This window comes from Kitasatospora sp. NPDC008115 (genome assembly GCF_042957205.1).
In the GTDB taxonomy this organism is placed as follows: domain Bacteria; phylum Actinomycetota; class Actinomycetes; order Streptomycetales; family Streptomycetaceae; genus Kitasatospora.
Window position 1 is genome coordinate 210,669 of the sequence record NZ_JBIBHU010000012.1, and the last position, 24,796, is coordinate 235,464.

Consider the following 24,796-nt stretch of genomic DNA (forward strand, 5'->3'; position numbering starts at 1 on the left):
TCGCACTGACGTTGGTGTCGTGCGCGACGGTAGGGACGCTTGGTGAACGGAAGGTGAACTGGCATTGGAATCGAGGTTCCGACGGTGTCGGAGGGGTTGCCGGGACCTTTCCGATGGGCGGCGTCCGCCGTGCTGAGCAGGACATTAGTGGAGATCCGTCCGCTTCGCCCCATTTGCTGAGAGCTGCCTCACAGGCAAGGCGAAAAATTCATCGGGCCGTACGGGCGCGGTCTGTTTCCGGCGAGTAACCCGTGGCAGGATCAGCCGGAGGTCCGGGGACGCCGGAGCGCGGGGCGGACGGGGAGGACGAGATCCATGGGCGGGGCGGCACGGCGTGCGGAGCCGGCGGACGGACGACTGACGGGCGTACTCGGCGCATCCGGTGGCGGGCGGCCGGTGTGGGTGCGGGCCGCGCTGCGCTGCGGAGCCGTCCTCGCGGCCGCCGCCCTCGCGCTGCCGGTGGCCGCCGGCGCGGCCTGGGCCGACCCGGTCCCGACGGCGCCCGCCGCTCCTTCGGCCGCCGACGCCGCCGGTGACCCGCTCGCCCAGGCCAAGGCCACCCTCGGCCCGCTGCTCGACCAGCTGCACGCGCTCTACCAGGGCGCCGAGGCCGCCACCGAGCAGTACAACGCGGCCGTCGACAAGGTCGCCGTGCAGCAGGCCTCGCTCGCCGAGCTCAAGGGCAAGCTGGAGCGGCAGCAGAAGCAGGTCGACGCCGGTACCGACGTCGCCGCCCAGCTCGCCGCCGCGCAGTACCGCAACGGCTCCGCCTCCGCCTACGCGGAGCTGCTGCTCTCCAAGGACCCGTACGAGGCCGTCACCATCGCCGAACTGCTCGCCGCGGCCAGCCGTTCGCAGAACGAGTTCCTGAACAAGCTGACCGCCGACCGTGACGCGCTGGGCGTGCTGCAGAAGCAGAACGAGGAGGCGCTCAGCACCTCGCAGACCCTGGTCACCCAGCAGGACGCCGCCAAGGCCAAGGTCGCGGCCGACCTCGCCGCCGTCGAGCAGCTGGTCTCCTCGCTGACCGGCGCCCAGCGCGCCGAGCTGGAGCAGGTCGAGAAGGCCAAGGCGGACGACGCCCAGCTCGCCTTCCTCGCCACCGGCGTGCTCGGCCAGGGCGAGCGCACCCCCTCGCTGGCCGGCCGCGCCGCGGTCGCCTACGCGCTCGCCCAGCTGGGCAAGCCGTATGTGTGGGGCGGCGCCGGCCCGGACGTGTTCGACTGCTCCGGGCTCACCTCGCAGGCCTGGCTGCACGCCGGCAAGCCGATCCCGCGCACCAGTCAGGAGCAGTGGGCGCAGCTCCAGCACATCCCGCTGAACCAGCTGCGGCCGGGCGATCTGATCATCTACTTCGAGGGCGCCACGCACGTCTCGATGTACATCGGCGGCGGGCTGGTCGTGCACGCGCCGCGGCCGGGCTCGTACGTCAAGGTCGGGCCGATCGGGGCCAACCCGGTGCTCGGCGCCGTCCGGCCGGACCCGGACGGGGCGGCCGACGACGCGGGCGGCGCCTGGAAGCTGCCGGAGCTGCCGGCCGGCTGGGACTCGGTCACGCCGATCGCGTCCAGCCCGCTCAACCAGCCGCCGGTGGACCCGGGGACGCCGGTCGTTCCGGTGGTGCCGGTGGTTCCCGTCGCCCCGGTGGTGCCGGAGGTGCCGGTCACTCCCACGGTCCCGACGACGCCGACCCCGGGCACCGACCCGTCCACGCCGACCACCGCCCCGACCACCCCCGGCACCCCGACCACGACGCCGTCGGCCACGCCCACGGACACGCCGTCGGGCACCCCGACCGGTACTCCGACGGGCACGCCCACGGACACGCCGTCGGCGACGCCCACCGACACCCCGTCGGGCACCCCGACCGGCACGCCCACCGAGACCCCGTCGGGCACTCCGACCGGCACCGGCACCGGTTCGCCCACCGCCACCGGTACGGCCTCCGGCATGGCCTCCGCCTCGGGCAGCCTCTCGCCCACCCAGAATTGACCTTCGAGGCGCATCTGCGGCGGGCGGGCTCGGGCATCCTGGAACGGCTGCCCGAGCAGGTGCGGTCCGACGTCTATGTCCTCGCCTTCAACATCTGGCGGGTGGACGCCGACGACCGGCGCCCGTACGTCCACATCGGCCACAACACCGAGAGCCGGTGCGGGGCGGCGGCGGACGCCGACCCCGACGAGGCGCGCTGGAACTACGCCCACTGGATCCTGGAGGGCTTCGACCGGCTCGGCAACGTCCCGGAGGATCCGGCGGGCGGCGCGCTGTGGGAGGAGGAGGCCGGGCGGTTGGGCCTCTGGTACGACGGCCCGTTCGACCTCGGCCGCCGCCTGGACGACGCCGAGGTCGCCACCAAGGCGGACCAGTTGCGGGCCCACTTCCAGGAAGCCGTGATCAGCCTCGCCCGCGACCTCAACACGAGCGGCACGGTCGAGCGAATCTTCGGCCGCCCGCTCCCCGTCGTCGTCTTCGACATGGACTCCCCAGGCTGGGAGGAAGAGGCCACGATGGCCGCCAACCCACCCGACCTCATCGCCGATTTCCTGACGTACTACGACGGCTGACCACCACCGGCTATCCGCATCGGAGCGGAAAGTCGACGGGTCCGACTTCCTGCTCCGGGACCTCGTGGCACACCGGTCGGCCGGGCCCCTGCCCGTCGCCGAACCCACCCCACCCACCAGCGGCAGGCGGAGTGGGAAGTCGGCCAGGCCGACTTCCTACTCCAGGTGAGCAGCCCAGTCGAGTGTTGGTTCCGGTGGCCCCTTGCTTCACGCAAGGGGCCACCGGTGGAAGCGGAGTGGGAAGTCGGAGAGGTCGACTTTCCACTCCGTGACCACCCTGCTGCACTGTGGCTGTCCCTCGCTCCGTTCGAGCGAGGGGCAGCCGTCCGCGAGCCGCTGTCCTGCCCTCGGGTGAAGGGCTGGCGGAGTAGGAAGTCGGCGGGACCGACTTCCTACTCCGCGCGGTGTCGGCAGGTCTCTTGGGCTCGTCGTCGGTCGACGGGGTTGACTTTCCGCTCCTGGTGCGCGGGGAAGTGGAGTGTTGGTTCCGGTGGCCCCTTGCTTCTCGCAAGGGGTCACCGGGAAAGCGCGGAGTGGGAAGTCGGCGGGGCCGACTTCCTACTCCGGGTGGTCATTGGGGTGTGCGGCGGTGGTTGTGGGGGTTGGTTTCGGGGCTGAAGTGGCCGGCCTGGCGGGCGATCCAGGTGTATTCGGGGGTGCCGCCGGGGGAGGTGCGGAGTTCCCAGCGGCCGTGGCGGGTGATGGGCGGCGGGGGAGGTCCGACCTTCAAGGCCGTGATGACGCCGGTGATGACGGTGGTGAGGGCGAGGGCGAGGAGGGCGGCGAAGGCGGCGCCGATGAGGAAGTCGGTCACTTCCGGCTCTCGTTGCGGAGGAGTTCGAGGAGGTTGAGGAGGGTGGGGAGGGTGGTGTCGCCGAAGTCGACGGTGGTGCCGTTGACGGTGGCGGAGTCCCACTGGATGCCGAGAGGCTTGCCGAGTTCGTGGAGTTCGCGTAGGAGGTAGGCGACTTCGAGGTCGGTGTAGGTGCGCAGGGTGGGGTCGTCGGGGGTGATGGGGGTCTTCACGCGGCGGCGTCCAGTTCGAACCAGGTGACCTTGCCGGACTTGGTGGGGTGGGCGCCAGAGCGGTGGGTGAGAGCGTGGACGAGGCGGAGGCCGCGCCCGGACTCCGCGTAGGGGTCGGTGCTTGGGCGGGGTTCGGGGAGGGTGGGGCAGTCATCGCAGACGGCGACGCGCAGGACGGTCGGGCAGAGGGAGACGAGGACGGCCGGGGCGGGGCAGCCTCCGTGCTGCCAGGCGTTGACGAAGAGTTCCTGGAACGCGAGTTCGGCGTCGTCGATGGCCTCGGGCGGCCAGTGGGCAGTGTGGAGGATGGCGCGCAGCTCGGCGCGGATGGTGGAGCAGTCGGGCGGGGTGAGGGCACGCATGGGAAACCTCCGTGGTGAGAGGCGGTGGGGAGGGGTGTCGACGGATGCGTCGCCGTGAACGAGGCCAGCCCGGACCTGGCTGCTCTGCGGTGCGAAATAGGCAGCATGCGCCTACTGCCCCAGGGAACAGACTTTACTGACGATCCGTCTGATCGTTTCGAGGTCGACCATAGCGCAGCTCGCCACAAATTTGTGGCGATCTGCTGGAAGTTCCCTCTAACGTGGCCCCAGCCCCGAATGGCCCGGCGCGACATCCGCGCGGCAGACTGATCCCCACGCCCGCAGAGAGGACGTCATGGCCCTTCGATCGAACCCCACTCTTCGCCAGCGTCGGCTCGGGGTCGAGTTGCGGAGAATGCGGGAGCAGGCAGGCTTCGGAGGCAGTCAACTCGCCCGCGCCATCGGCGCCACCCCGGCTCAGATCACCCAGATGGAAGCCGGCAGGACCGGCATCAGCGTCGAGCGCCTGCGCACGATCGCCGCGACGTGCATGTGCGTCAATGAGCCGTTGATCGATGCCCTCGCGGAGATCATCACCGAGCGCGGCAAGCCCGGTTGGTGGGAGGAGTACCGAGACGCCCTGGCGACGGACTTCCTTGAGAACGCCGAACTCGAAGGCCACGCGAAGCGGCTCGTGACCTATACCGTGACCTTCATCCCCGGGCTGCTCCAGACCGGTGGCTACGCATCCGCAGTGTTCGGCAACTCCATCCCGCCATTGCCAAACCACGAGGTCGACCTGCGAACGGTCTTTCGCATGAGGCGACAGCAGGTAGTCCACTCCGGCACGGTTCCGTACACCGCGTACATCCACGAGGCGGCCCTGCGGATGCGGTTCAGCGGATCACGGGTCTTCACTGATCAGCTTGACGCACTTCTTGAGGTCTCCGAGGGGCTGACAATCTCTGTCCGGGTTGTTCCGTTCGCCGTGGACGGCCTACCAAGCCCCAGCGAGAACTTCACCTACGCCGAAGGGTCGATCCCTGAGCTGGATACCGTCCAGATCGACACGGGTCTTGGCTGTCAGATCTTTGACGCCCCGGCCCATGTGGCAAAGTTCCGGGCCGTCCTCGCGCAGATGGAGTCGAACTCCCTCTCCGAGGAGAAGTCTCGTGACCTCATCCAGTCGATCAAGAAGGAATCGGGAAGGCATGGCTAGCCAGACCTGGCAGAAGTCCAGTTACTCAGGCGCGAACAATGACTGTGTCGAGGTCCGCGCAGCAGTTGGGCACGTTGAACTGCGCGAATCCGAGGACCCTGACGTCATAGTCCGCCCGCCTCTCATCGCTCTCACAGGTCTTCTCGACGCCATCAAGGCCGGCGAGTTGGACCACTACACGTAACCTCGGCGGCCCCTCGCTCGGTGTCGAGCGAGGGGCCACGGGAAGCTACCGGCGTGAACTGGTCGGCCTGCGCGCCCTCTGCTTGCTCCCGCACCATGCTTGCGCTGCTCGACTGCCGGAGCGACAGTCGTGCAACTGGGCGCAATCGGATCGATGCAGGGAGAAGCCATGAGGTTGCGTTTCCTGGGGATCATCCCGAACACTCCCATCGACGACTCGCCGACGATCTGGCTGGACGAGGACACGGGGGATCTGCTGATCCAGTCCTACAGGGCCACCGAAGAAGAGGTGAAGGCGTGCCAGGAGATCGGGTCGATCCCCGGTCACAGTACCGATGTTCCGGATCACGAGACGATCGTCCGGCTACCAGCTGTCATGCTGGAGTTCATCCCACGACCCAAGGGTGGAAACGGTGAAGTACCCCGTTCGTGAGGGCTTGGCCAGGGCGCAGCGCTCCGCCGTCCATCTGGAGATGCGGGATAGCTACACCTTGCAGGACCCGGAGTTTGCTCGCTGGCAGGGCGGCCACAGATACGGCAACGACCCGGCCAAGCTGCCGGACTGGTGGGGATCCTGGGCTGATCTGGTCGCCGAGACAACCGGGCGCGGCGTAGTCATGCGGCGGGCCCGGATCGTATCGGAGCCGGTGACGGACTACATCCGGTACGAGCACGACCTCACGTTCGCCAATATCGCAGCGGGTGAGCTGGTCCGCTGGTTGCCCCGGCGGAGAGCTGCGGACATCGCGCTGCCAGGGACGGACCTCTGGATGTTCGATGGGTCGGCCGTGCTGTTCACGTACTTCTCCGGTACTGGGGAGGTCGTGGACAGGGAGTGGCGTACGGATTCGGCGGTTGTGGATCTGGTCGGTTCCGCCTTCGAGGCCGTGTGGGAGCGGGCGACACCGCACGAGGACTACCAGCCGGCCTGACCTTTCATGCCCGATTCTGGATCGTCCCACGTCCGGGCTGCCCGGAAGATGCTTGCTGATCGCCTTCGGGAGATGTGCAAGGACGCCGGGCTGGACGGCAAGCAGCTCGCGGCCTTGTGCGGCTGGCACCCGTCCAAGGTGTCCCGGATCTCCACGGCCAAGACCGCCCCGTCCGCCGAGGATCTGCTCGCCTGGTGCCGCGCGTGTGGCAGGGAGGATCAGGCAGCGGACCTGGTGGCCTCCCTTCGCGCCGTCGAAGGCATGTGGGTGGAATGGCGCCGGATGGAGCGTGCGGGCCTGCGGGCGCAGGAGGCCGTCCTCCCTCTCTTCGAGCGCACGTACTGGTTTCGGGCCTACTCGTCGTGGCTCGTGCCGGGACTTCTCCAGACGCACGGCTACACCGAATGCGTGCTGCGGGCTGTCCAGCAGCGGCGGGTGCCGGTCGATGACGTGGCCGATGCGGTGGCCGTCCGGATGGAGCGGCAACGCGTGCTGCGCGAGCGGCAGCGGCGTTTCGCGTTCCTGCTTGAGCAGTCCGTCCTGAGCAATGGGCTCGGTGACGCAGACGCCCAGGCGGAGCAGCTTGAGCGCCTGATCAGGGTGGGGGCGGCGCCGAACGTCAGCGTGGGGATCGTGCCTTCCCGGTTGGGCCGTACACGGATGCCGGTGGAAGGGTTCTGGATCTTCGACACGGCGCAGGTGAACGTGGAGTTGGTCTCCGGGCACCTCACGCTGACTCAGCCCAGCGAGGTCGCGATGTACGCCGACACCTTCGCCGTGCTGGCGGACATGGCGGTCTACGGCCCCAAGGCCCGGGCGTTGATCACGGCCGCCATTGACGCTCTCGGGTGACGTCGTGCAATTCCGTGGAATCCGTTGGAGCCCAACTCTGCTGATTCCCTAGCGTGTTGTCCTCGGGCGAACAACTGCGGGGGGACGGTCTCCCCGTGGTGTCGAACAGGAAGGCATCACCATGAGCAACCTGTACGAGATCGAGGTCCCGCCGGGGCTGAGCGCCTTCAAGGCGTGCGGTGGCAACCCGGAGTCGGAGCACGAGACCTGCGCGACCCTGCGGGAGGTGCCCGGCGTCGTGGGCGGGCTGTGGGTGATGGGTGACACCAAGCGTCCGGGCGTGGAGCTGAGGTTCAGCACGGCCGAGCTGGCCGCGGCGGGCATCGACCCGGCGCGGTTCGACACGGCGGTCTGACGCACCCGGCACGAAACCGGCCCCGCTCCCAGGCCAATTGGGAGCGGGGCCGGCCCATCCACCAAGGGTAGGCGCGTATGGATCACTGGCACAGGCCCGAGCTCCACTGGCACTGCTACGCCTGGTCGGGCAACAAGCGGCCCGAGGACGCCGAACGGCGGCCCCCCGAGCCGCAGAACGGAAGACGTCCGGCATGGAACGGTCCCGCGCCGCCGCTCGAAGTCATGCACTGGCTCGTGAAACCGCCCGGCCAGATCAAGCACACGACGGGCGACCCGGCCGACGCGCTCGACTGGCTAGGCAAACAACTCGCCGGCGCCCCCGCCCTGGAGACGGACCTTCCTGCGGCCCTCCGGCTCGACCACGCCCGGGACTTCCTGGCCGCCTACCCCCACGACGTGGTGTGGACGTATTGGACCCCGTCCCAGCAGCTCCGCTCCGTCGCCGCCATCTCCTGCCCCCGCACCCACAACCCCACCTCGGAGTCATCGCCGCCCTGCCCGCTCGGGCGGCGGTGATCCGCCGGTCACGTCGACAGAACGTCTACGGGTGAGTGGTGCACTGCGGGTACCCACCTGTTTCAGGACGTTGGAGGAGAATCGTGTTCAAGCGTGTAGCGGTCGCCGTGGCGGCGATCGTGCTGTGTGGGCTCGGCGGGGGCGTGGCGCTCGCGCAGGTGGCGGAGGGTGGTGGCCGGCTGGCTGCGCCGTACACCCCGGAGGCCTGGATCGGCCACGAGGCCCACCGTGTGCTGGAGGGGTGCAGCAGTTCGACCCTCTCCTGCGTCTAGCCGCAGTTGCCCGAGGAGTAGGAAGTCGGACCGGCCGACTTCCTACTCCGGGGCGGCGGCTTCCAGCTCCTCGACGGTGCCGGACATGATGGTCCGCACGTGCTGGGTGATGTGCTCTGTGGGCCAGTCCCACCAGGCGATGGCGAGCAGGCGGGCGATGTCCTCGTCGGAATACCGGTGGCGGATGAGGCGGGCGGGGTTGCCGGCGACGATGCCGTAGTCGGGGACGTCGGTGGTGACCACGGAGGCGGTGGCGACGATGGCGCCGTGGCCGATGCGCACGCCCGGCATCACCGTCACGCCGTTGCCGAGCCAGACGTCGTTGCCGACCACCGTGTCACCCCGGTTCGGCAGGCCGGTGAGCAGGTCGAAGTGGGCGGCCCACTCCCCGCCCATGATGGGGAAGGGGAAGGTCGACGGGCCGTCCACGCGGTGGTTGGCGCCGTTCATGATGAAGCGGACGCCCGTTCCCAGGGCGCAGTACCTGCCGATGACCAGCCGCTCCGGGCCGTAGTGGTAGAGCACGTTGCGGGTCTCGAACGCGGCGGGGTCGTCCGGGTCGTCGTAGTACGTGAACTCCCCGACCTCGATGAGCGGGGACGTCACCAGCGGCCGGAGCAGCACCACCCGGGGCTGCTCCGGCATGGGGTGGAGAACGGTCGGGTCAGGCGCCACTGTCGGCCTCGAATCGGATGACGACGGCCTTGGACGTGGGGGTGTTGCTGATGTCGGCGGTGGAGTCCAGCGGCACCAGGACGTTGGTCTCGGGGTAGTACGCGGCCGCGCCGCCGCGGGCCACCGGGTAGTGGACGACCCGGAAGTGCGGGGCGCGGCGCTCCACGCCGTCCTTCCACTCGCTCACCAGGTCGACGTACTGGCCGTCGGCCAGCGAGAGGTCAGCGGCGTCGGCGGGGTTGACCAGGACGACGCGGCGCCCGCCCTGGATGCCGCGGTAGCGGTCGTCCAGGCCGTAAATGGTGGTGTTGTACTGGTCGTGCGAGCGGAGCGTCTGGAGGAGGAGCCGGCCCTCCGGCACCTGCGGCGCCGTCAGCGGGTTGACCGTGAAGTTGGCCCTGCCGGTCGCGGTGGGGAAGGTGCGGGTGTCGCGCGGGCCGTGCGGGAGGGTGAATCCGCCGGGGCGGCGGACCTTGTCGTTGTAGTCCTCGAAGCCGGGGACGACCCGGGCGATCCGGTCGCGCAGGGTGTCGTAGTCGGCGGCGAAGTCCTCCCACGGCACGGTGTCCTCCGGCCCGAGGACGGACCGGGCGAGCCGGCAGACGATGGCGGTCTCGGAGAGCAGCCCGGGAGCCGGCGGACGCAGGCCGCCCCGCGAGGAGTGCACCTGGCCCATCGAGTCCTCGACGGTGACGAACTGGGCGCCGCGCGCGGTGACGTCCCGGTCGGTGCGGCCGAGGGTGGGCAGGATCAGGGCGCGGGCGCCGGTGACCACGTGCGAGCGGTTGAGCTTGGTGGAGACGTGCACGGTGAGCCGGCAGCGGCGCATCGCGGCCTCGGTGACCTCGGTGTCCGGGGTCGCGGCGACGAAGTTGCCGCCCATCGCGAAGAAGACGCCGATGCGGCCGTCCCGCATGGCGCGGATGGTGTCGACGGAGTCCAGGCCGTGCTCGCGCGGCGGTTCGAAGGAGAACTCCCGCCCGAGCGCGTCCAGGAAGGCGGTGGTGGGGCGTTCGAAGATGCCCATCGTCCGGTCGCCCTGGACGTTGCTGTGCCCGCGCACCGGGCAGACCCCCGCTCCCGGACGGCCTACGTTGCCGCGCAGCAGCAGGAAGTTGACGACCTCGCGGATGGTCGGTACGGCGTGCTTGTGCTGGGTGAGGCCCATCGCCCAGCAGACGATGACCTTCTCGGAGGCGAGGACCAGCCGGGCCAGCTCCTCGATCTGCGACCACGGCAGCCCGGTGGCGGCCAGCACCTCCTCGCGGGAGGTCGAGGCGGCCTCGGCGGCGAACTCCTCGAAGCCGTGGCAGTGCTCCTCGACGAAGGCGTGGTCGACGGCGTCCTTCGCCAGCAGCAACTGGTTGAGCGCGCGGAACAGGGCGAGGTCGCCGCCGAGCCGGATCTGCAGGAAGAGGTCGGTCAGCTTGGTGCCGTGGCCGACCAGGCCGCGGGCCTGCTGCGGGTTCTTGAACCGCTCCAGCCCGGCCTCGGGCAGCGGGTTGACGCTGACGATGGTCGCGCCGGCGCGCTTGGCCCGCTCCAGGGCGGAGAGCATCCGGGGGTGGTTGGTGCCCGGGTTCTGGCCCGCGACGATGATCAGATCGGCCTGGTAGAGGTCCTTCAGGCTGACGCTGCCCTTGCCGACGCCGAGCGTCTCGGTGAGCGCCGAACCGGAGGACTCGTGGCACATGTTGGAGCAGTCCGGCAGGTTGTTGGTGCCGAGCCGGCGGGCGAACAGCTGGTAGGCGAACGCGGCCTCGTTGCTGGTCCGGCCCGAGGTGTAGAACGCGGCGCCGTCCGGGGTGTCCAGGGCCCGCAGCTCCTCGGCGATCAGCGCGAAGGCGTCGTCCCAGGAGACGGGGGTGTAGTGGGTGGCGCCCTCGTCGAGGAGCATCGGCTGGGTGAGCCGGCCCTGCTGGCCGAGCCAGTAGCCGGAGCGCTCGGCCAGTTCGGCGACCGGGTGGGCGGCGAAGAACTCGGCGCGGATCCGGCGCTCGGTGGCCTCCTCGGCGACGGCCTTGGCGCCGTTCTCGCAGAACTCGGCGGTGTGCGTCTTCCCCGGCTCGGGCCAGGCGCAGCCCGGGCAGTCGAAGCCGTCGGGCTGGTTGATCTTGAGCAGGGTGCTGAGGGTGCGGCGGGCGCCCATCTGCTCGGTGGCCATCCGCAGGCTGTGGCCGACGGCGGGCAGCCCGGCCGCGGCGTGCTGGGGCGCGGACACCCGGGGGGCGTCCTGCGCCGGGTCGCTCTGCGGGGCCTGCTTGGCCATGACTGCGCTCCTCGGCTGTGCGGGGGCCGCCGCCTCGTCGCGGCGCCTGCTGTCATCCTCGCACCTGGGCGGCCGGGGGCGGCAGGGGAGAAAACGGGGGAGAAAACGGGGGAGGGCGGCCGGGGCGGGGGCGCGGATAGAGTGCAGGTGCTTCGATGGGGCCGGGGGTGGGCGGGTGATGGTCGGCGACGTGCTCGACGGGCGGTACCAGCTGGTCGAACGGCTGGGCCAGGGCGGGTTCGGCGTGGTGTGGCGGGCCTTCGACACCCGGATGCGGCGGCCGGTGGCGGTCAAGGTCATCAACCACCACGGCGAGGACCAGCAGAAGGCGGCGCTGCGGTTCGTCCGCGAGGCCTGCGCGGCGGGCAACCTCTCCCACCCGCACATCGTCACCGTGCACGACCTCGGCGAGGGCGAACTGGGCGGCCGGCTGGTGACGTACCTGGTGATGGAGCTGCTCACCGGCCGCACCCTGACCGCCGTGCTCCGGGACGGCCCGGCGGACCCGGCGCAGAGCCTGCGCTGGGGGCGGCAGATCTGCTCCGCGCTGGCCGCCGCGCACGACGCGGGGATGGTGCACCGGGACATCAAGCCCGAGAACATCATGGTCACCGACGCGGGTGTGGCGAAGGTGCTGGACTTCGGCATCGCGCAGCTCGACATCGGGGCGGGCGGGCTGACCACCACCGGCACGGTCATCGGCAGCCCCGCGTACATGGCGCCGGAGCGCTGGACCGGGGGCCGGGTGGACGGTCGGGCGGACCTCTACGCGTTCGGCTGCGTGCTGGTCGAGCTCTGCACCGGGGCGCGGCCGTTCGGCGGGGACTCGACGCCGGTGCTGATGTACCAGCACCTCAACGAGCCGCCGCCGGTGCTGGACCCGGCGCCGTTCGGGCTGCCGGGGGAGCTGGCGGGGCTGGTCGCGGAGCTGCTGGCGAAGGACCCGGAGCGGCGGCCTGCGGACGCCCGGACGGTGGAGCGGCGGCTTGCGGAACTGGAGGAGCGGCGGACGGCGGGGGCGGCCGGGCCCGTGCTGCCGCCCTTGCCCCCGGCCCCGCCGCTGCCACCGCCGTCGGCCCCGCCGGTCTCGCCGGTCCCGCCGGTCCCGCCGCAGGAGGCCGTCCGGGCCGCCCTGCGCGAGCGCCGCCACGCCGCCTTCCGGGCGGCGACGGCCGGGGAGTCCGCCGTGCAGCTCCACGCGGTGGCGCAGGAGGCCGTGGCCGCGCTCGGCGCCACCGACCGCGAGACCCTCAACGCCTGGCGCGACTTCACCTGGTTCCTCAGCCGGGCCGGCGACCTCGACGGCGCGATCCGGCTGCTCTCCACGCTGGCCGAGGACATGCGGCTCGCCCTCGGCCAGACCGACCCGGACACCCTCGCCGCCCGCTACCACCTGGTGTGGTGCATCGGGGAGAGCGGCGAGACGGTCACCGCGCTGCGCCGGCTCGTCCAGCTGCTGCCGGACCTGCACGCCGCCTGGGGCGGCCACGACCACCGGGTGCTCAAGGCCCGGCACGACCTGGCGGTGTACACGGCGAACCGGGGCGACCTGGAGGGCGCGGTGCTCCAGCTGCGCACCCTGCTGCCGGACCTCGCCCGGGCGCTCGGCGAGCAGCACCCGGCCACCCTCCAGGCCTGGCAGGACCTCTCCGGCTACCAGCAGCGGCTCGCGGCGTCCCCGGCCGGGCGGGCACGGTCCGGCCGCCGGCCGCGGATGCACCCGGGCGAGGCGCTGCTGCTGATCCGCCGCCTGCTGGCCTGGGACTTCACCTCGGACCAGGAGGCCGAAGCCTGCCTGACGGCGCTGGAACGCGGCACCGGGATCAAGCGGGTCGGCGACTGGATCCTCTCCGCCCCGGACCACGTCACGGCCGAGGATCTGGTGGAGGAGATCTACGGCCCGTGACGCGGGTCGGCGCCCGGGCGGGTGGGGGGCGGCCCGCCGGGCGCGGGGGTGCCGCTGTGGAAGGCCGTTGAGCGGCGTGGCGTCCGGCCCGGGGTGGGCGAGGGCGGCGTCCGTGTGCGGGCGGTGGCTGCGCGGAGGCCGTGTGCGGGGTGGATGTGCCGCCGTCGATGGCGGCTGAGTGGTGCGGCGCCTGGGCGGGGACCGCCGGGCTGCCCGTGCGGGTGGGGGCGGGAGGTGGCCCGCCGGGCGTGGGGGTGCCGCCGTCGATGGCTGCGGTGTGGGGCGGCCTCGTGTGGGGAGGCCCCGGCGAATGGGTGGGGCAGCCGTCCCCGCCCCGGGGCCGTGCCCAGTGGCGCGGCCCCGGGCCCGGGGCGCCCTCGGCGGCTACACCGGGACCGCCGAGGGGATGCGGGCGAGGGCACGGAGGAGGGTGCGGGCGGCGGCGTCGTTCTGGCGGAAGCCGGGGGAGTCGGTGCGGGGGCGGGCGAAGGCGGCGGCGGCGCGGAGGCTGGTGTGCGGGCCGAGGGCGGTGCGGCGCGGGTGCGGGCCGCCGTCGAGGGCGGGGTCGAGGACGCGGCTGTCGGCGGGGCGGATGGTGAGCAGGCCCGAGCGGTGGGTGTACTCGGCGTCGGCGACGACCTCCTCGGTGATCCGCCCGGTGCGGTGCAGGTCGCGCAGCAGCGGGTCGAGGGTGCGGGCCAGCGCGTGCTTGGGCAGGTACGCCTCGACCAGTGCGGTGGCGCTTGCGGTGTGGCCGGGCACGGTGGCGCCGGAGGCCCGCCAGGTGCCGGTGGCCTCGTCGCGCTCGACCCGGACGCCCGCGCCGAGGAAGCGGACCACCCCGGCCTCGGAGAGCGCGAGCAGCTGGCGCAGCCGGAAGCCGGGCGGGCCGGAGGCGAGGTAGTTGAAGAAGCCGAAGAACCACTCGTCGACCTCCTCGGCCACCGAGCGGGCGGTGAGCCGGCCGGAGCCGAGCAGCCTGGGCAGCTGGCCGAAGAGCGAGAGCAGGGCGAGGAAGGCGCCGAGGTCGGCGCTGTGGGCGGGGTCGGCGCGGCGGTCGACGTCCTCGGTGATGTAGCGGCGCAGGTGGTGCTGGAGCTCCTCGGCGGTGCCGAGTTCGAGGCCGGCCAGCGGGAAGTCGAGGCGTTCCAGGTCGAGCCGGTCGGCCGGGTCGGCAACGGCCCGTTCGACCAGGGCGTCCAGTTCCGGGGACGCCCAGGGGTGGGCGTCGTAGCCGGCCAGGAACTCCGCCCAGGGCAGGGCGGTGCGCTCCGGGTGGGCGTGGAACAGTTCGTGGTAGTGGCCGAACCCGATGTCCTTGGCCATCAACGGCCAGGCGTCGCGCCGCAGTTCGATCGGCCCTGGCCGGTCGAGCAGGGTGTCGACGGCGGCGGCGTCGAAGTACCGGGGGAGAGGCGCGCGCGGGCCCTGGAGGCGGTAGTCGGTCTTGGAGTGGTAGGGGACGCCGCGCCGCGAGCCGACGTACAGGACGGGTTCGCGCCCGGAGGGGCGGTAGCGCAGGCCGCCGCCCGCGCCGTCCGGCTCGAAGCGCCCGCCGCGGCCCTCGGTGAGCAGCGAGACCAGGTCGACGAAGGCGAGCCCGAAGCCGCGCAGCACGGTGTGCTCGCCGGGTGCGATGCGGTCGAGGTCGGCGGTGGCGTCGGCGGTGTAGGCGGGCGGCAGGTGGAAGCGGCCGTGCCGGGCGGCGAAGGCGGCGTCGGCGGCGTACCGGGGGTCGGGGGAGGAGTCGAGGTGGCCGAGGGTGAGCACGACGTGGTCGGCGGTGAGCACCCGGTCGGTGAGGTGGACGTGCTGCGGTCCGTCCACCGGGCCCTCGACGCGGTGCGCGGTGTCCCGGTGGACGGTGACCGTGACGTGCGGCGGCAGGTCGGCGACGGCGCGCCGGAACACCCAGTCCAGGTAGGCGCTCTGCACCCGCCGGGTGGGGAAGCCGGTGGGCGCCAGGGCGCGCAGTTCGGCCCGGACGTCCGGGCCGGCGTTCTCCCGGTAGGGGGCGAAGGCCCGGGGGTCGGCGGCCCATTCGGCGAGCGAGGGGCCGGGGCGGACCGGCCCGTCGATGGTGGAGCGCTCGTCGGTGAACATGGTGACGTCCTCGGCCATCGAGTTCATCCGCAGCAGCGGGGACTGCTCGTGGCGCCAGATCCGGCCGCCGCCGGGCGGGTGCGGGTCGACCAGGTGGATGTGCAGCGGCCGGTCGGCGGGCAGCAGTTCGGGCGCGTTGGCGGCGATCCGCTCCAGCACCCCGGTGCCGCGCGGCCCGGCGCCGACGATGACCAGGGTGGCGCTCATCGGCCGGCCTCCCCGGGGAGCCCGGCGGAGGCCGAGGCGGCGGCGCGCAGCCGCCGGTACGCGGCGCGGGCCTTCTGCAGCGGGGTGGGTGGCAGTCCCTCGCGGGTGGCGCCCTTCGCGTAGTGCCGCTCGACGTAGTACTGCCCGACCGACAGCACCGTGGTGATCACGATGTACCAGATGGTCGCGACCATCAGCATCGGGATGACCTGGTAGGACTGCAGATAGACCAGCTGGACCGAGTAGAGCAGGTCGGAGACGGCCAGCACGCTGATGATGCTGGTCCCCTTGAGCGCGCCGATCAGCATGTTGCCGGCGGTCGGCACGATCGAGCGCATCGCCTGCGGGACGACGATCCGGCGCAGTACCCGCCACCGGCCGATGCCGAGCGCGGCGGCGGCCTCCACCTGGCCGCGGTCGACGGAGAGGATGCCGCCGCGCACCACCTCGGCGGCGTACGCGGCCTCCAGCAGGGTGAGTCCGACGACGGCGGTGAGGGTCGGGCCGAACAGGTTGACGGTGCGGACGGTGAGGAACTCCGGGCCGAACGGGATGCCGAGGCCGAGGGTCGGGTAGAGGGCGCCGATGTTGAAGAAGAGCAGCAGCTGCACCAGCGCCGGGGTGGAGCGGAAGATCCAGATGTAGACCCAGCTGAGCGTGCGCAGCACCGGGTTGGCGGACAGTCGCATGGTGGCGAGGACGGTGCCGAGCAGGAAGCCGAGGCCGAGGGTGACGCCGGTCAGCCAGAGGGTCAGGGTCAGGCCGTTCATGACGGAGGCGGCGGTGAACCAGTCGGCGACCACGTCCCACTGGAACGCCTTGTTGCGGGCCAGCGAGTTGACCACCATCGCGAAGAGCAGCAGGGCGACGGCGGCGGAGACCCACTGGCCGGGGCGGCGCCGGGGGACGATCCGGGCGGTGGCGGCCGCGGCGTCGGGGGCGGTCGCGGAGGGTGGGGCGGCGGCTTCGGCGAGGGGGCGGGCGGGGGCGGGCAGGACGTCCGGCGGGGTGGCCATGGGGAGGCTCCAGGCGGGAGGGCGGAGATGCGCGCGGGCGCACGGGGCGTGGGTACGGCGTGGTCACGTACGGCCGTTGCGGCCGGCCCGCGTCCCTCAACGCGGCCGGCGGTGCACTGCACTCCGCTTTCGATCGTACGCGTGAGCGATCGGCGGGTGTCAAGGGTGGGGCGTCCGGCGGACCGGGCGGTCCGGGAGGCTTCGCGCGGCGACAGGAGATCGCAACACGGCGGCAATGGAGGGCTGTTGACGCCGTGCGCGGTTCGCTGCTCAACTTGAGGCCATGTACGCCGAGCAGCCCCTGGTCACCCGCGACCACATCGACTTCGGTCGGGTGTGGTCCGCGGCGTGTCGCGGCTGACCCGGCAGCGGGCCGTCCGCCCGGCCCCGTCCTCCCTCGCAGGGACCTCCCTCGGTGCCCCGTCCCGGGCCGGGAGAGCCGTCGCTTCCTGACGGCTCGTCATCAGCGCGCTGCCGCCGCCCCCTTCCTCCTCCTCACCGCGTTGCGCTCCGGCATCCCCTCCGTCCGCCCGCGGGCCGTCACGTGCCCGCCACCGCTCTCACCGCCCTCCCCGCACAGGGCTTGTCCCGGTCTGCCCACCCGCAGCCCACCGGACTGCGTACGACCCGAAAGGTTCCGCCACCATGCCCGTCGAATTCCTCGGCATCGCCGCCACCGCCGACGGCACCGAGACCACCGCGCGCACCACCGCCGCGTTCGACCGCGACTACACCCTGCGGCTGGCCCGCGCCCACGAGGACCACGACTGGGACCGGGTGCTGTTCGCCTACGGCTCCGGCGCCCCCGACCCGGCGCCCGCCGCCGCGTTCCTGGCCGCCCGGCTCGACACCCTGCAGATCCTGCTCGCCCACCGCCCGAACGTCTCGTACCCGACCTTCGCCGCCAAGACCTTCGCCACCCTGGACCGGATCAGCGAGGGCCGGCTCACCGTCCACTTCATCACCGGCGGCAACGACCACGAGCAGCAGCGCGAGGGCGACTTCCTCACCAAGGACGAGCGGTACGCCCGGACCAGGGAGTACATCGGGATCGTCAAGAAGGCCTGGACCAGCCGGGAGCCCTTCGACCACGAGGGCGCACACTACCGCTTCAACGACTTCGTCTCCGACGTCTTCCCCGTGCAGCAGCCGCGCCCCGGCGTCTCCTTCGGCGGCTCCTCGGCGGCGGCGTACGCGGCCGGCGGCGCCGAGGCGGACGTCTACTGCCTCTGGGGCGAGCCGCTGGCGCGCACGGCCGAGCAGATCGAGCGGGTGAAGGAGGCGGCGCGGGCCGCCGGGCGCGAGGACGTGCCGCGGATCCAGGTGGCGTTCCGGCCGATCATCGCGCCGACCGAGGAGCTGGCCTGGGAGAAGGCGCACCGGACGGTGGCCGCGATCCGGGCCCGCCGGGAGGGCGGCGAGCCGATCCGCCGGGGCCGCCCGGCCGGCACCGCTCCCGAGAACGCCGGCTCCCGGCGGCTGCTGGAGATCGCCGAGGCGGGCGAGCGGTACGACCGGGCGCTGTGGACGCCGACCGCCGCCGCCACCGGCGGGGCGGGCAACTCCAACGCCCTGGTCGGCACCCCGGAGACGGTCGCCCAGGCGCTGCTCGACTACTACGACCTGGGCGTGGACATCCTCTCCGCGCGCGGCTACCACCTGGTGGACGACGCCATCGACTTTGGCCGGCACGTGATCCCGATCGTCCGCGAGGAGGTCGCCAAGCGCGACGCCGCCAAGGCCGCCGACGCCGCCAAGGCCGCCGCCGAGCGGACCGAGCGCGACCGCCACCAGCTGATCGCGGTCCAGGCGTGAGCGGCGTGAGCGGCGCGCCGGCCCTCGACGTCGAGGTCCGCCGGGTGCGCATCGACGACCCGCTCGCCGAGCCGCTGGTGCGCGAGCTGACCGAGGAGTACGTCTGCCGCTACGGCCCCGAGGGGCGCGAGGAGATGGCCCGCTACCCGGCGGACAGCTGGGCCGAGCCGTACGGCGGCGTGCTGCTGCTCCTGCTGGAGGACGGCGAGCCGGTGGCCGGCGGCGCGTACAAGCGCCTCGACGCGCGGACGGCCGAGGTGAAGCGGATGTGGACGCACTCGGCGCACCGCCGCCGGGGCCTGGCCACCCGGGTGCTCGCCGAGCTGGAGCGGGCCGCCGCCGGGGCCGGCTACCACCGGTTCTTCCTCACCACCGGCCCGCGCCAGCCCGAGGCCAGGGGGCTCTACCTGGCCACCGGCTACACCCCGCTGTTCGACGTCGCCGCGGACCCCCTGACGATCGGCCCGCTGCCGTTCGAGAAGCACCTCCGCTGACCCACCCCGAAAGGCACCCGTACCCGTGAGAACCACCACCGTCCGCCGCCGCCTGCTCGCGGCCACCGCCCTGCTGCCGGTCCTGGCGCTGGCCGCGTGCGGCTCGGACCCGAAGCCCGCGGCCGCGGCGGGCCCCGGCGGGCAGGCCGTCTCCGTCGCCGCCGAGGACGTCGTCTCCGGCGTCCGGAAGTCGGACACCGCCGCCGCGCTGCTGCCCGCCGACGTCCGCTCCGCCGGCACGGTGAAGTTCGGCTCCTCGATCGGCACCCCGCCCTCCGCCTTCTACGCCGACCAGGCCACCAAGAAGGCGGCCGGCCTGGACATCGACTTCGCCGACGCGGTGGCCAAGGTGCTCGGCCTGACCGTGCAGCGCGAGGAGGCGGCGTTCGAGACCATCCTGCCCGCGCTCGGCAGCGGCAAGTACGACGTCGGCACCGGCAACTTCGGGGTCACCGAGGCCCGGCTGAAGACGATCGACTTCGTCACCTACATCGACGACGGCCAGGGCTTCGCGGTCAAGAAGGACAACACCACGGTCCAGCCGGTCACCGACCTCGTCCAGCTCTGCGGGCTGACCATCGGCACCGGCGCCGGCACCACCTTCGAGACCACGCTCAACGCGAAGAAGAACGTCTGCACCGACGCCGGGAAGAAGCCCTACGAGGTCAAGGCGTTCAGCGACAACGGCGCCACGCTGACCAGCCTCCAGCAGGGCCGGGTGGACATCATCATGTCCACCATCAACGGCCTGCGCTACCAGGCCTCCCAGGAGGCCTCGGGCACCCGGTTCCTCGGCGAGTTCCACCGCCTCGACGTCGGCTTCGCGTTCAAGAAGGGCTCCCCGCTCACCCCCGCCTTCCAGGCCGCCGTCAACGAGCTGATCAAGGACGGGACGTACGAGCGCATCCTCCGGAAGTGGGGGGTGACGGACTCGTCCGTCAAGGAGTCCCTGATCAGCCCGCCCGAGCACAAGTGACCGCCCGAGCAGACGCGACCCCCTGTCCAGGGCCCGTTGGGAGGAGTCCCCCATGAGCACCACCGAACTCGCCAAACCCGGCGGCAGACCCGCGGCCGCCACCGGCGCGGGACCGGCCGCACCGCTCGACCTCGGCGAGCTGGCCGGGCTGCGCACCGTCCGCGCCCGGCACCCCTGGCGCTGGGCCGCCGGCCTCGCCACCCTCGTCGTCCTGGCCCAGTTCGCCCACGGCCTGGCCACCAACCCCGGCTGGGACTGGGCGACCTTCCGGCTGTTCTTCTCCGCCGACACCATCCTGCGCGCGGTCGGCCGGACCGTCGAACTCACCGTCTACGGCACCGTGCTGGGCTTCGTGCTGGGCGCCGCGGTGGCCGCGATGCGGCTCTCCCGCAGCGCGATCCTGCAGTCCGTCGCCTGGGCCTACGTCTGGGTGTTCCGCTCGATCCCGCTGATCGTGCAGCTGGTCTTCTGGTTCAACCTCTCCTACCTCTACAAGCGGTTCGGCTTCGGCATCCCGTTCGGGCCGACCTTCGGGGACTTCGAGACGGTCGGCGTGCTGGGCGCGCTCGGCGCCGCCGTGCTCGGCCTCGGGCTGCACCAGGCCGCGTTCGCCGCCGAGATCATCCGCGGCGGCGTGATCGCCGTCGACCCCGGCCAGCGCGAGGCCGCCACCGCGCTCGGCGTGCCGCGCTGGCGGCAGGCCTGGCGGATCGTCCTGCCGCAGGCCATGCGCGGCATCCTGCCGGCCGCCGCCAACGAGGTGATCTCGCTGTTCAAGGGCACCTCGGTGGTCTACGTGATGGCCATCGGCGAGCTCTTCTACCAGGTGCAGGTGGTGTACGGCCGCACCGGCCGGGTGGTGCCGATGCTGATGGTCGCCACCGTCTGGTACGTGCTGCTGACCACCGTGCTGTCGATCGGCCAGTACTACGTCGAGCGCTACTTCGCCCGCGGCGCCGACCGCACGCCGCCGCCCACCCCGTTCCAGCGGGCCCGGGCACTCGTCCGGGGCCTGCGCGCCCGTACCGCCACCGCCGCCGCCACCGGAGGACGCTCGTGACCACCCTCGCCGAGGAACCCGCCGCCGAGCAGGCCGCCCAGCCGGCCGGGGAGCGGGAGCGGCCGCCCATGGTCCAGGTGCGCGGCCTGTGGAAGAGCTTCGGCCCGAACGCGGTGCTGCGCGGCGTCGACCTCGACGTGCCGGCCGGCTCGGTGACCGTGGTGCTCGGGCCGTCCGGCTCCGGCAAGTCCACCCTGCTGCGCTCGATCAACCACCTGGAGAAGGTGGACCGCGGCTTCGTCGCGATCGACGGCGAGCTGATCGGCTACCGGCGCTCCGGGGACCGGCTGCACGAACTCAAGGAGCGCGAGGTCCTGCGGCAGCGGACCAACATCGGCTTCGTCTTCCAGAACTTCAACCTCTTCCCGCACCTGACCGTGCTGGAGAACCTCGTCGAGGCGCCGGTCAGCGCCCTGCGCCGGCCGAAGGCCGAGGCCCGGGCCCGCGCGCTGGAACTGCTCGAACGGGTGGGCCTGGCCGAGAAGGCGGACGCCTATCCGCGCCAGCTCTCCGGCGGCCAGCAGCAGCGGGTGGCGATCGCCCGGGCGCTGGCGCTGGACCCGAAGGTGCTGCTGTTCGACGAGCCGACCTCGGCGCTCGACCCGGAGCTGGTCGGCGAGGTGCTGGACGTCGTCAAGGACCTCGCCAGGACCGGCACCACGATGATCGTGGTCACCCATGAGATCGGCTTCGCCCGCGAGGTCGCCGACACCGTGGTCTTCATGGACGGCGGCGTCGTGGTCGAGCAGGGCCCGCCGCGGGCGGTCCTGGACGAGCCGCGGCACGAGCGGACCAAGGCCTTCCTGGCCAAGGTCCTCTGACCCTCGCACCTTTCCGAACCACCGAACCCTCTCCCTCTCACCGGCAGGAGCCCCGCCATGTCCCTACCCCGTCGCGCCCTCGTGACCGCCGCCGCCGCGCTCGCCGCCGCCCTCACCCTGGCCGCCTGCGGCAGCTCCTCGGACGCCGCGGCGGAGCTCGGCCCCGCGAAGGGGAGCACCGCGCCGAACGGCGCCACGGTGAACCTGACGCCCCAGCAGAACCGGGTGACCACGCCCAAGGTGGACGCCCTCGCGGCGCTGGTGCCGGAGGAGATCAGAAAGCGCGGCAAACTGACCGTGGTCGACTCGCTCGGCACCACGCCGCCACTGGACTTCTACGCCAACGACGACAAGACGATCATCGGCGTGGAGCCGGACATCGCCTCGCTGGTCGGCAATGTGCTCGGCCTCGACGTCGAGTTCAACCCGGTCTCCTGGGAGAACATCTTCGTCGGCCTGGACAGCGGCAAGTACGACGTCGGCATCTCCAACATCACCGTCACCGAGGCCCGCAAGGAGAAGTACGACTTCGCCACCTACCGGCTCGACATCCTCGGCTTCGAGGCGAAGAAGGGCAGCGGGTGGAAGGTCACCGGCGCCAAGGACATCGCCGGGCGGACCGTCGCCGTCAGCTCCGGCACCAACCAGGAGAAGCTGCTGGTCGCCTGGAACGAGGAGAACGTCCGCAACGGCCTCAAGCCGGCCGACATCAAGTACTTCCAGAGCTCCTCGGACTACTACCTGGCGCTCTCCTCCGGCCGGATCGACATCTACGTCGGTCCCAACCCGGTGACCGCCTTCCACGCCGTGCAGACCGGCGAGACCGAGGTGATCGGCACCTACTCGGGCGCCGGCGCCGAGGTGCTCGGCAAGATCGGGGCCACCACCAGGAAGGACAACGGCCTGGTCGGGGCGCTGAACGGGGCGATCAACGAGGTGATCAGGAACGGCACGTACGGCCAGGTGCTGAAGCGCTGGGGCCTGGACGCCGAGGCCGTGCAGAGCTCCGAGATCAACCCGGTCGGCCTGCCGAAGACCTGACGCGCGGCCCGGCCCCGCACCGGGCCCCGGGTAGTTCACCCGAACACCGTTGCCCGCCGCTACCCTGACCCGGTCAGGATGAACGGTGGTCGGTTCCGGCGGACTTGTGGGGGAAGGCATGAAGGCGGGCGATGTCGTGGGCGGCCGCTACCGGCTGGACCGGGAGCTCGGTCAGGGCGGGTTCGGCGTGGTCTGGGCCGCCCACGACGAGACCATCGGGCGGGCGGTGGCACTCAAGGTGCTCTCCGACGAGAAGGCGGGGGACGAGGAGGCGGTCGGCCGGTTCATCCGCGAGGCCAAGACGGTCGGCGGCCTCTCCCATCCGCATATCGTCACTCTGTACGACTACGGGCGGATGCAGGACGGCGCGCGCTCGACCCACTACCTGGTGATGGAGCTGGTCCGCGGCCGGCCGCTCTCCGCGCTGCTGCGCGACGGGGCCAGGCCGGAGCTGTCCGTCGCCCTGCGCTGGATGCGACAGGTCTGCAAGGCGCTGGACTCCGCGCACCGCAGCGGCGTGGTGCACCGGGACATCAAGCCCGAGAACATCATGATCGCCGACACCGGTGAGGCCAAGGTGCTGGACTTCGGCATCGCCCGCCTGCTCACCCAGCAGGGCAGCGGGCTCACCTCCACCGGTGTGGTCATCGGCACCCCGGCCTACCTGGCGCCGGAGTGCTGGTCCGGCGAGCACATCGACGGCCGGGCCGACCTGTACGCGCTCGGCGTGATCCTCTACCAGCTGTGCACCGGCCGCCGCCCGTTCAGCGCCACCTCGCCGGTGAGCATGATGTTCAAGCACGTCAACGAGCAGCCGCCGGCCCCCGGCACGCCCGACCCGGCGCTGGACCGGCTGGTCCTCCAGCTGCTCGCCAAGCAGCCGGAGGACCGGCCGGCCGACGCCGCCGAGGTCCGCCGCCGGCTGCGCGACCTCAAGGTCGGCACCGACCCGGAGGCGCTGCGCCGCAAGGCCGACGACGCCTGGCGGCGCGGCGCGGCCGGCTCGCCCGAGCGGGCCGTCGAGCAGTTGGTCGCCTTGATCCCGCAGTTCTCCCGGGCCTTCGGGCCGGCCGACCCGCGGACCCTGCGGACCTGCCACGACCTGGCGCTCTGGCTGGCCCGCTCGGGCCGGCCGCGGGCGGCCGTCGCCCTGCTGCGCGAGCTGCTGCCGGTGCTGGACGGCCACCCCCGGGCCCGCGAGGACGTCGGGCGCGACCTGGAGCGCTGGGAGCGGGAGAGCGTCGGCGCCGACTCCGGACAGGACCGTCCGCTAGTGCTCGCCGAGCTGCTCGACGGCCAGGCGCAGGGCGGCTGAACCGCCCTCGGCGATCGGCTCGCCGTGCCCGAACAGCACGGTGTCGGCCTCCAGCGCGGCCAGCCGGCGGAAGGACTCCAGGGCCAGTGCCGGATCGGTGTTGAAGACGCCGGGCATGGTCCGGTGCCCGACGTTGGCCGCGAGGTCGCCGGTGAACAGCACGCCCGCCTCCGGCAGGTGCAGCGCGATCGACCCGTCGGTGTGGCCGGGCACGTGCACCACCACCGCGCCGCCGCCGAAGCCGAGCACCTCGCCGTCCGTCACCTCGCGGTCCACCCGGCACGGCGGGGCGGGCGGCAGCGGCGGGAGGGAGTCCCGCAGCTCCTGCTCGAAGGGGCTCAGCACGAAGGGCTTCGGCTCCTGCTCGCCGCGGACCACCGGGGCCTCCAGCCGGTGGGCGGTCACCTCGGCGCCCAGCCGCCGGGCGAGTTCGGCGGCCGAGCCGGTGTGGTCCTCGTGGTGGTGGGTGAGCACGATGCCGCGCAGCGCGGCCGGGTCGGCGCCGACGGCGCGGACCGCCTCCTCGATCGCGTCGGCCTGCCCGGCGATGCCGGTGTCGACGAGGGTGAGCGAGCCGTCCTCGTCGCGCCAGAGGTAGGCGGTGCCGAAGTCCAGGGTGATGACGGTCAGTTCGGGGCGTATCCGGGTGATCTCCATGAGTGGATCATGTGCCGTGGAACCGCCGCCCACGCCCCTGTTCGCCCCGGGCGTGAGGGACCCGGCTAGGGCGCGTCTTGTGGATCTTGTCGGATCAGGCCGCGGCGTTGGGGTGCGTGCATTGCAAGGCGGAGGAGGGAGCCACTGCGGAGCATTGGCGACCGACGACAACGCGGCGAGGTGCGTGCCCCGGCGCCGCGGACCCGGCAAAGATCCGC

At 72.3% G+C, this 24,796-nt stretch carries 26 protein-coding genes; 18 read left to right on the plus strand and 8 right to left on the minus strand.

Annotated features, from left to right (window positions below; translation table 11 throughout):
* Positions 1-315: 315 nt before the first annotated feature.
* Both ACFZBX_RS17715 and ACFZBX_RS17720 read left to right on the plus strand, forming a co-directional pair.
* Complete coding sequence (locus tag ACFZBX_RS17715) at positions 316-1,992, plus strand: C40 family peptidase (protein WP_391534650.1); 1,677 nt, start codon at positions 316-318, stop codon at positions 1,990-1,992.
* A complete protein-coding gene (locus ACFZBX_RS17720) occupies positions 1,989-2,564 on the plus strand; it encodes a hypothetical protein (RefSeq protein WP_391534651.1) in 576 nt (191 codons plus the stop codon). The genes ACFZBX_RS17715 and ACFZBX_RS17720 overlap by 4 nt, the downstream gene beginning before the upstream one ends.
* 571 nt (positions 2,565-3,135) lie before the next feature.
* On the opposite strand, the gene ACFZBX_RS17725 is transcribed toward ACFZBX_RS17720, so the two are convergent.
* Genes ACFZBX_RS17725 through ACFZBX_RS17735 form a run of 3 tightly spaced genes read right to left on the minus strand, consistent with a single transcriptional unit; the run spans position 3,136 to position 3,952 of the window.
* Entirely contained in the window at positions 3,136-3,378 is a 243-nt protein-coding gene (locus tag ACFZBX_RS17725; RefSeq protein WP_391534652.1) for a hypothetical protein, read from the minus strand.
* Positions 3,375-3,590, minus strand: a complete 216-nt coding sequence (locus ACFZBX_RS17730; RefSeq protein ID WP_391534653.1) for a hypothetical protein — start codon at positions 3,588-3,590, stop codon at positions 3,375-3,377. The genes ACFZBX_RS17725 and ACFZBX_RS17730 overlap by 4 nt, the downstream gene beginning before the upstream one ends.
* Positions 3,587-3,952: an ATP-binding protein gene (locus ACFZBX_RS17735; protein ID WP_391534654.1), complete on the minus strand. Its 366-nt coding sequence runs from the start codon at positions 3,950-3,952 to the stop codon at positions 3,587-3,589. Before ACFZBX_RS17735 ends, ACFZBX_RS17730 begins: the two co-directional genes overlap by 4 nt.
* A gap of 295 nt (positions 3,953-4,247) precedes the next feature.
* On the opposite strand from ACFZBX_RS17735, the gene ACFZBX_RS17740 reads away from it, so the two are divergent.
* The 8 genes from ACFZBX_RS17740 to ACFZBX_RS17775 all read left to right on the plus strand — a co-directional run bounded on the left by ACFZBX_RS17740 (position 4,248) and on the right by ACFZBX_RS17775 (position 8,223).
* Positions 4,248-5,111 (plus strand): helix-turn-helix domain-containing protein, encoded by an 864-nt coding sequence (locus ACFZBX_RS17740; protein ID WP_391534655.1) that lies wholly within the window; start codon positions 4,248-4,250, stop codon positions 5,109-5,111.
* The gene (locus tag ACFZBX_RS17745) at positions 5,104-5,295 is read left to right on the plus strand and encodes a DUF397 domain-containing protein (protein ID WP_391534656.1); all 192 of its coding nucleotides are present in this window, start codon (positions 5,104-5,106) and stop codon (positions 5,293-5,295) included. The genes ACFZBX_RS17740 and ACFZBX_RS17745 overlap by 8 nt, the downstream gene beginning before the upstream one ends.
* 168 nt (positions 5,296-5,463) lie before the next feature.
* Positions 5,464-5,727: a hypothetical protein gene (locus tag ACFZBX_RS17750; RefSeq protein WP_391534685.1), complete on the plus strand. Its 264-nt coding sequence runs from the start codon at positions 5,464-5,466 to the stop codon at positions 5,725-5,727.
* Positions 5,708-6,226, plus strand: a complete 519-nt coding sequence (locus tag ACFZBX_RS17755) for a DUF6879 family protein (RefSeq protein ID WP_391534657.1) — start codon at positions 5,708-5,710, stop codon at positions 6,224-6,226. The genes ACFZBX_RS17750 and ACFZBX_RS17755 overlap by 20 nt, the downstream gene beginning before the upstream one ends.
* A 6-nt stretch (positions 6,227-6,232) precedes the next feature.
* Positions 6,233-7,078, plus strand: a complete 846-nt coding sequence (locus ACFZBX_RS17760) for a helix-turn-helix domain-containing protein (RefSeq protein ID WP_391534658.1) — start codon at positions 6,233-6,235, stop codon at positions 7,076-7,078.
* Between the two features lie 121 nt (positions 7,079-7,199).
* Positions 7,200-7,433 (plus strand): DUF397 domain-containing protein, encoded by a 234-nt coding sequence (locus ACFZBX_RS17765; protein ID WP_391534659.1) that lies wholly within the window; start codon positions 7,200-7,202, stop codon positions 7,431-7,433.
* A gap of 77 nt (positions 7,434-7,510) precedes the next feature.
* Complete coding sequence (locus ACFZBX_RS17770) at positions 7,511-7,951, plus strand: hypothetical protein (protein WP_391534660.1); 441 nt, start codon at positions 7,511-7,513, stop codon at positions 7,949-7,951.
* Between the two features lie 83 nt (positions 7,952-8,034).
* Positions 8,035-8,223 carry a hypothetical protein gene (locus tag ACFZBX_RS17775; protein WP_391534661.1) on the plus strand — a complete coding sequence of 63 codons (189 nt, stop codon included), beginning with the start codon at positions 8,035-8,037 and terminating at the stop codon, positions 8,221-8,223.
* 42 nt (positions 8,224-8,265) lie between these two features.
* On the opposite strand, the gene ACFZBX_RS17780 is transcribed toward ACFZBX_RS17775, so the two are convergent.
* A complete protein-coding gene (locus ACFZBX_RS17780) occupies positions 8,266-8,868 on the minus strand; it encodes a CatB-related O-acetyltransferase (RefSeq protein ID WP_391534662.1) in 603 nt (200 codons plus the stop codon).
* Positions 8,869-8,887: 19 nt separating this feature from the next.
* Positions 8,888-11,167 (minus strand): FdhF/YdeP family oxidoreductase, encoded by a 2,280-nt coding sequence (locus ACFZBX_RS17785; RefSeq protein WP_391534663.1) that lies wholly within the window; start codon positions 11,165-11,167, stop codon positions 8,888-8,890.
* 178 nt (positions 11,168-11,345) lie between these two features.
* On the opposite strand from ACFZBX_RS17785, the gene ACFZBX_RS17790 reads away from it, so the two are divergent.
* Positions 11,346-13,073: a protein kinase gene (locus ACFZBX_RS17790; protein ID WP_391534664.1), complete on the plus strand. Its 1,728-nt coding sequence runs from the start codon at positions 11,346-11,348 to the stop codon at positions 13,071-13,073.
* Positions 13,074-13,457: 384 nt separating this feature from the next.
* Here the strand turns inward: ACFZBX_RS17790 and ACFZBX_RS17795 are convergent, their stop codons facing one another.
* The gene (locus ACFZBX_RS17795; RefSeq protein ID WP_391534665.1) at positions 13,458-15,383 is read right to left on the minus strand and encodes an FAD/NAD(P)-binding protein; all 1,926 of its coding nucleotides are present in this window, start codon (positions 15,381-15,383) and stop codon (positions 13,458-13,460) included.
* Entirely contained in the window at positions 15,380-16,399 is a 1,020-nt protein-coding gene (locus ACFZBX_RS17800) for an amino acid ABC transporter permease (RefSeq protein WP_391534666.1), read from the minus strand. The genes ACFZBX_RS17795 and ACFZBX_RS17800 overlap by 4 nt, the downstream gene beginning before the upstream one ends.
* A gap of 645 nt (positions 16,400-17,044) precedes the next feature.
* Between ACFZBX_RS17800 and ACFZBX_RS17805 the strand changes: the two genes are divergently transcribed.
* The 7 genes from ACFZBX_RS17805 (at position 17,045) to ACFZBX_RS17835 (ending at position 23,921) form a co-directional block, all read left to right on the plus strand.
* Positions 17,045-18,214 carry an LLM class flavin-dependent oxidoreductase gene (locus ACFZBX_RS17805; protein WP_391534667.1) on the plus strand — a complete coding sequence of 390 codons (1,170 nt, stop codon included), beginning with the start codon at positions 17,045-17,047 and terminating at the stop codon, positions 18,212-18,214.
* Positions 18,215-18,219: 5 nt separating this feature from the next.
* Positions 18,220-18,708, plus strand: coding sequence for a GNAT family N-acetyltransferase (locus ACFZBX_RS17810; RefSeq protein WP_391534668.1), 489 nt, complete (start codon positions 18,220-18,222; stop codon positions 18,706-18,708).
* Positions 18,709-18,733: 25 nt separating this feature from the next.
* Positions 18,734-19,684, plus strand: coding sequence for an ABC transporter substrate-binding protein (locus ACFZBX_RS17815; RefSeq protein ID WP_391534669.1), 951 nt, complete (start codon positions 18,734-18,736; stop codon positions 19,682-19,684).
* Positions 19,685-19,736: 52 nt separating this feature from the next.
* Positions 19,737-20,744 carry an amino acid ABC transporter permease gene (locus tag ACFZBX_RS17820; protein ID WP_391534670.1) on the plus strand — a complete coding sequence of 336 codons (1,008 nt, stop codon included), beginning with the start codon at positions 19,737-19,739 and terminating at the stop codon, positions 20,742-20,744.
* 68 nt (positions 20,745-20,812) lie between these two features.
* Positions 20,813-21,565 (plus strand): amino acid ABC transporter ATP-binding protein, encoded by a 753-nt coding sequence (locus ACFZBX_RS17825; RefSeq protein WP_391534686.1) that lies wholly within the window; start codon positions 20,813-20,815, stop codon positions 21,563-21,565.
* A gap of 57 nt (positions 21,566-21,622) precedes the next feature.
* Positions 21,623-22,606, plus strand: a complete 984-nt coding sequence (locus ACFZBX_RS17830) for an ABC transporter substrate-binding protein (RefSeq protein ID WP_391534671.1) — start codon at positions 21,623-21,625, stop codon at positions 22,604-22,606.
* A gap of 118 nt (positions 22,607-22,724) precedes the next feature.
* Positions 22,725-23,921, plus strand: coding sequence for a protein kinase (locus ACFZBX_RS17835; RefSeq protein WP_391534672.1), 1,197 nt, complete (start codon positions 22,725-22,727; stop codon positions 23,919-23,921).
* Here ACFZBX_RS17835 and ACFZBX_RS17840 read toward each other — a convergent pair.
* A complete protein-coding gene (locus ACFZBX_RS17840; protein ID WP_391534673.1) occupies positions 23,877-24,578 on the minus strand; it encodes an MBL fold metallo-hydrolase in 702 nt (233 codons plus the stop codon). The genes ACFZBX_RS17835 and ACFZBX_RS17840 overlap by 45 nt on opposite strands.
* Positions 24,579-24,796 lie beyond the last annotated feature (218 nt).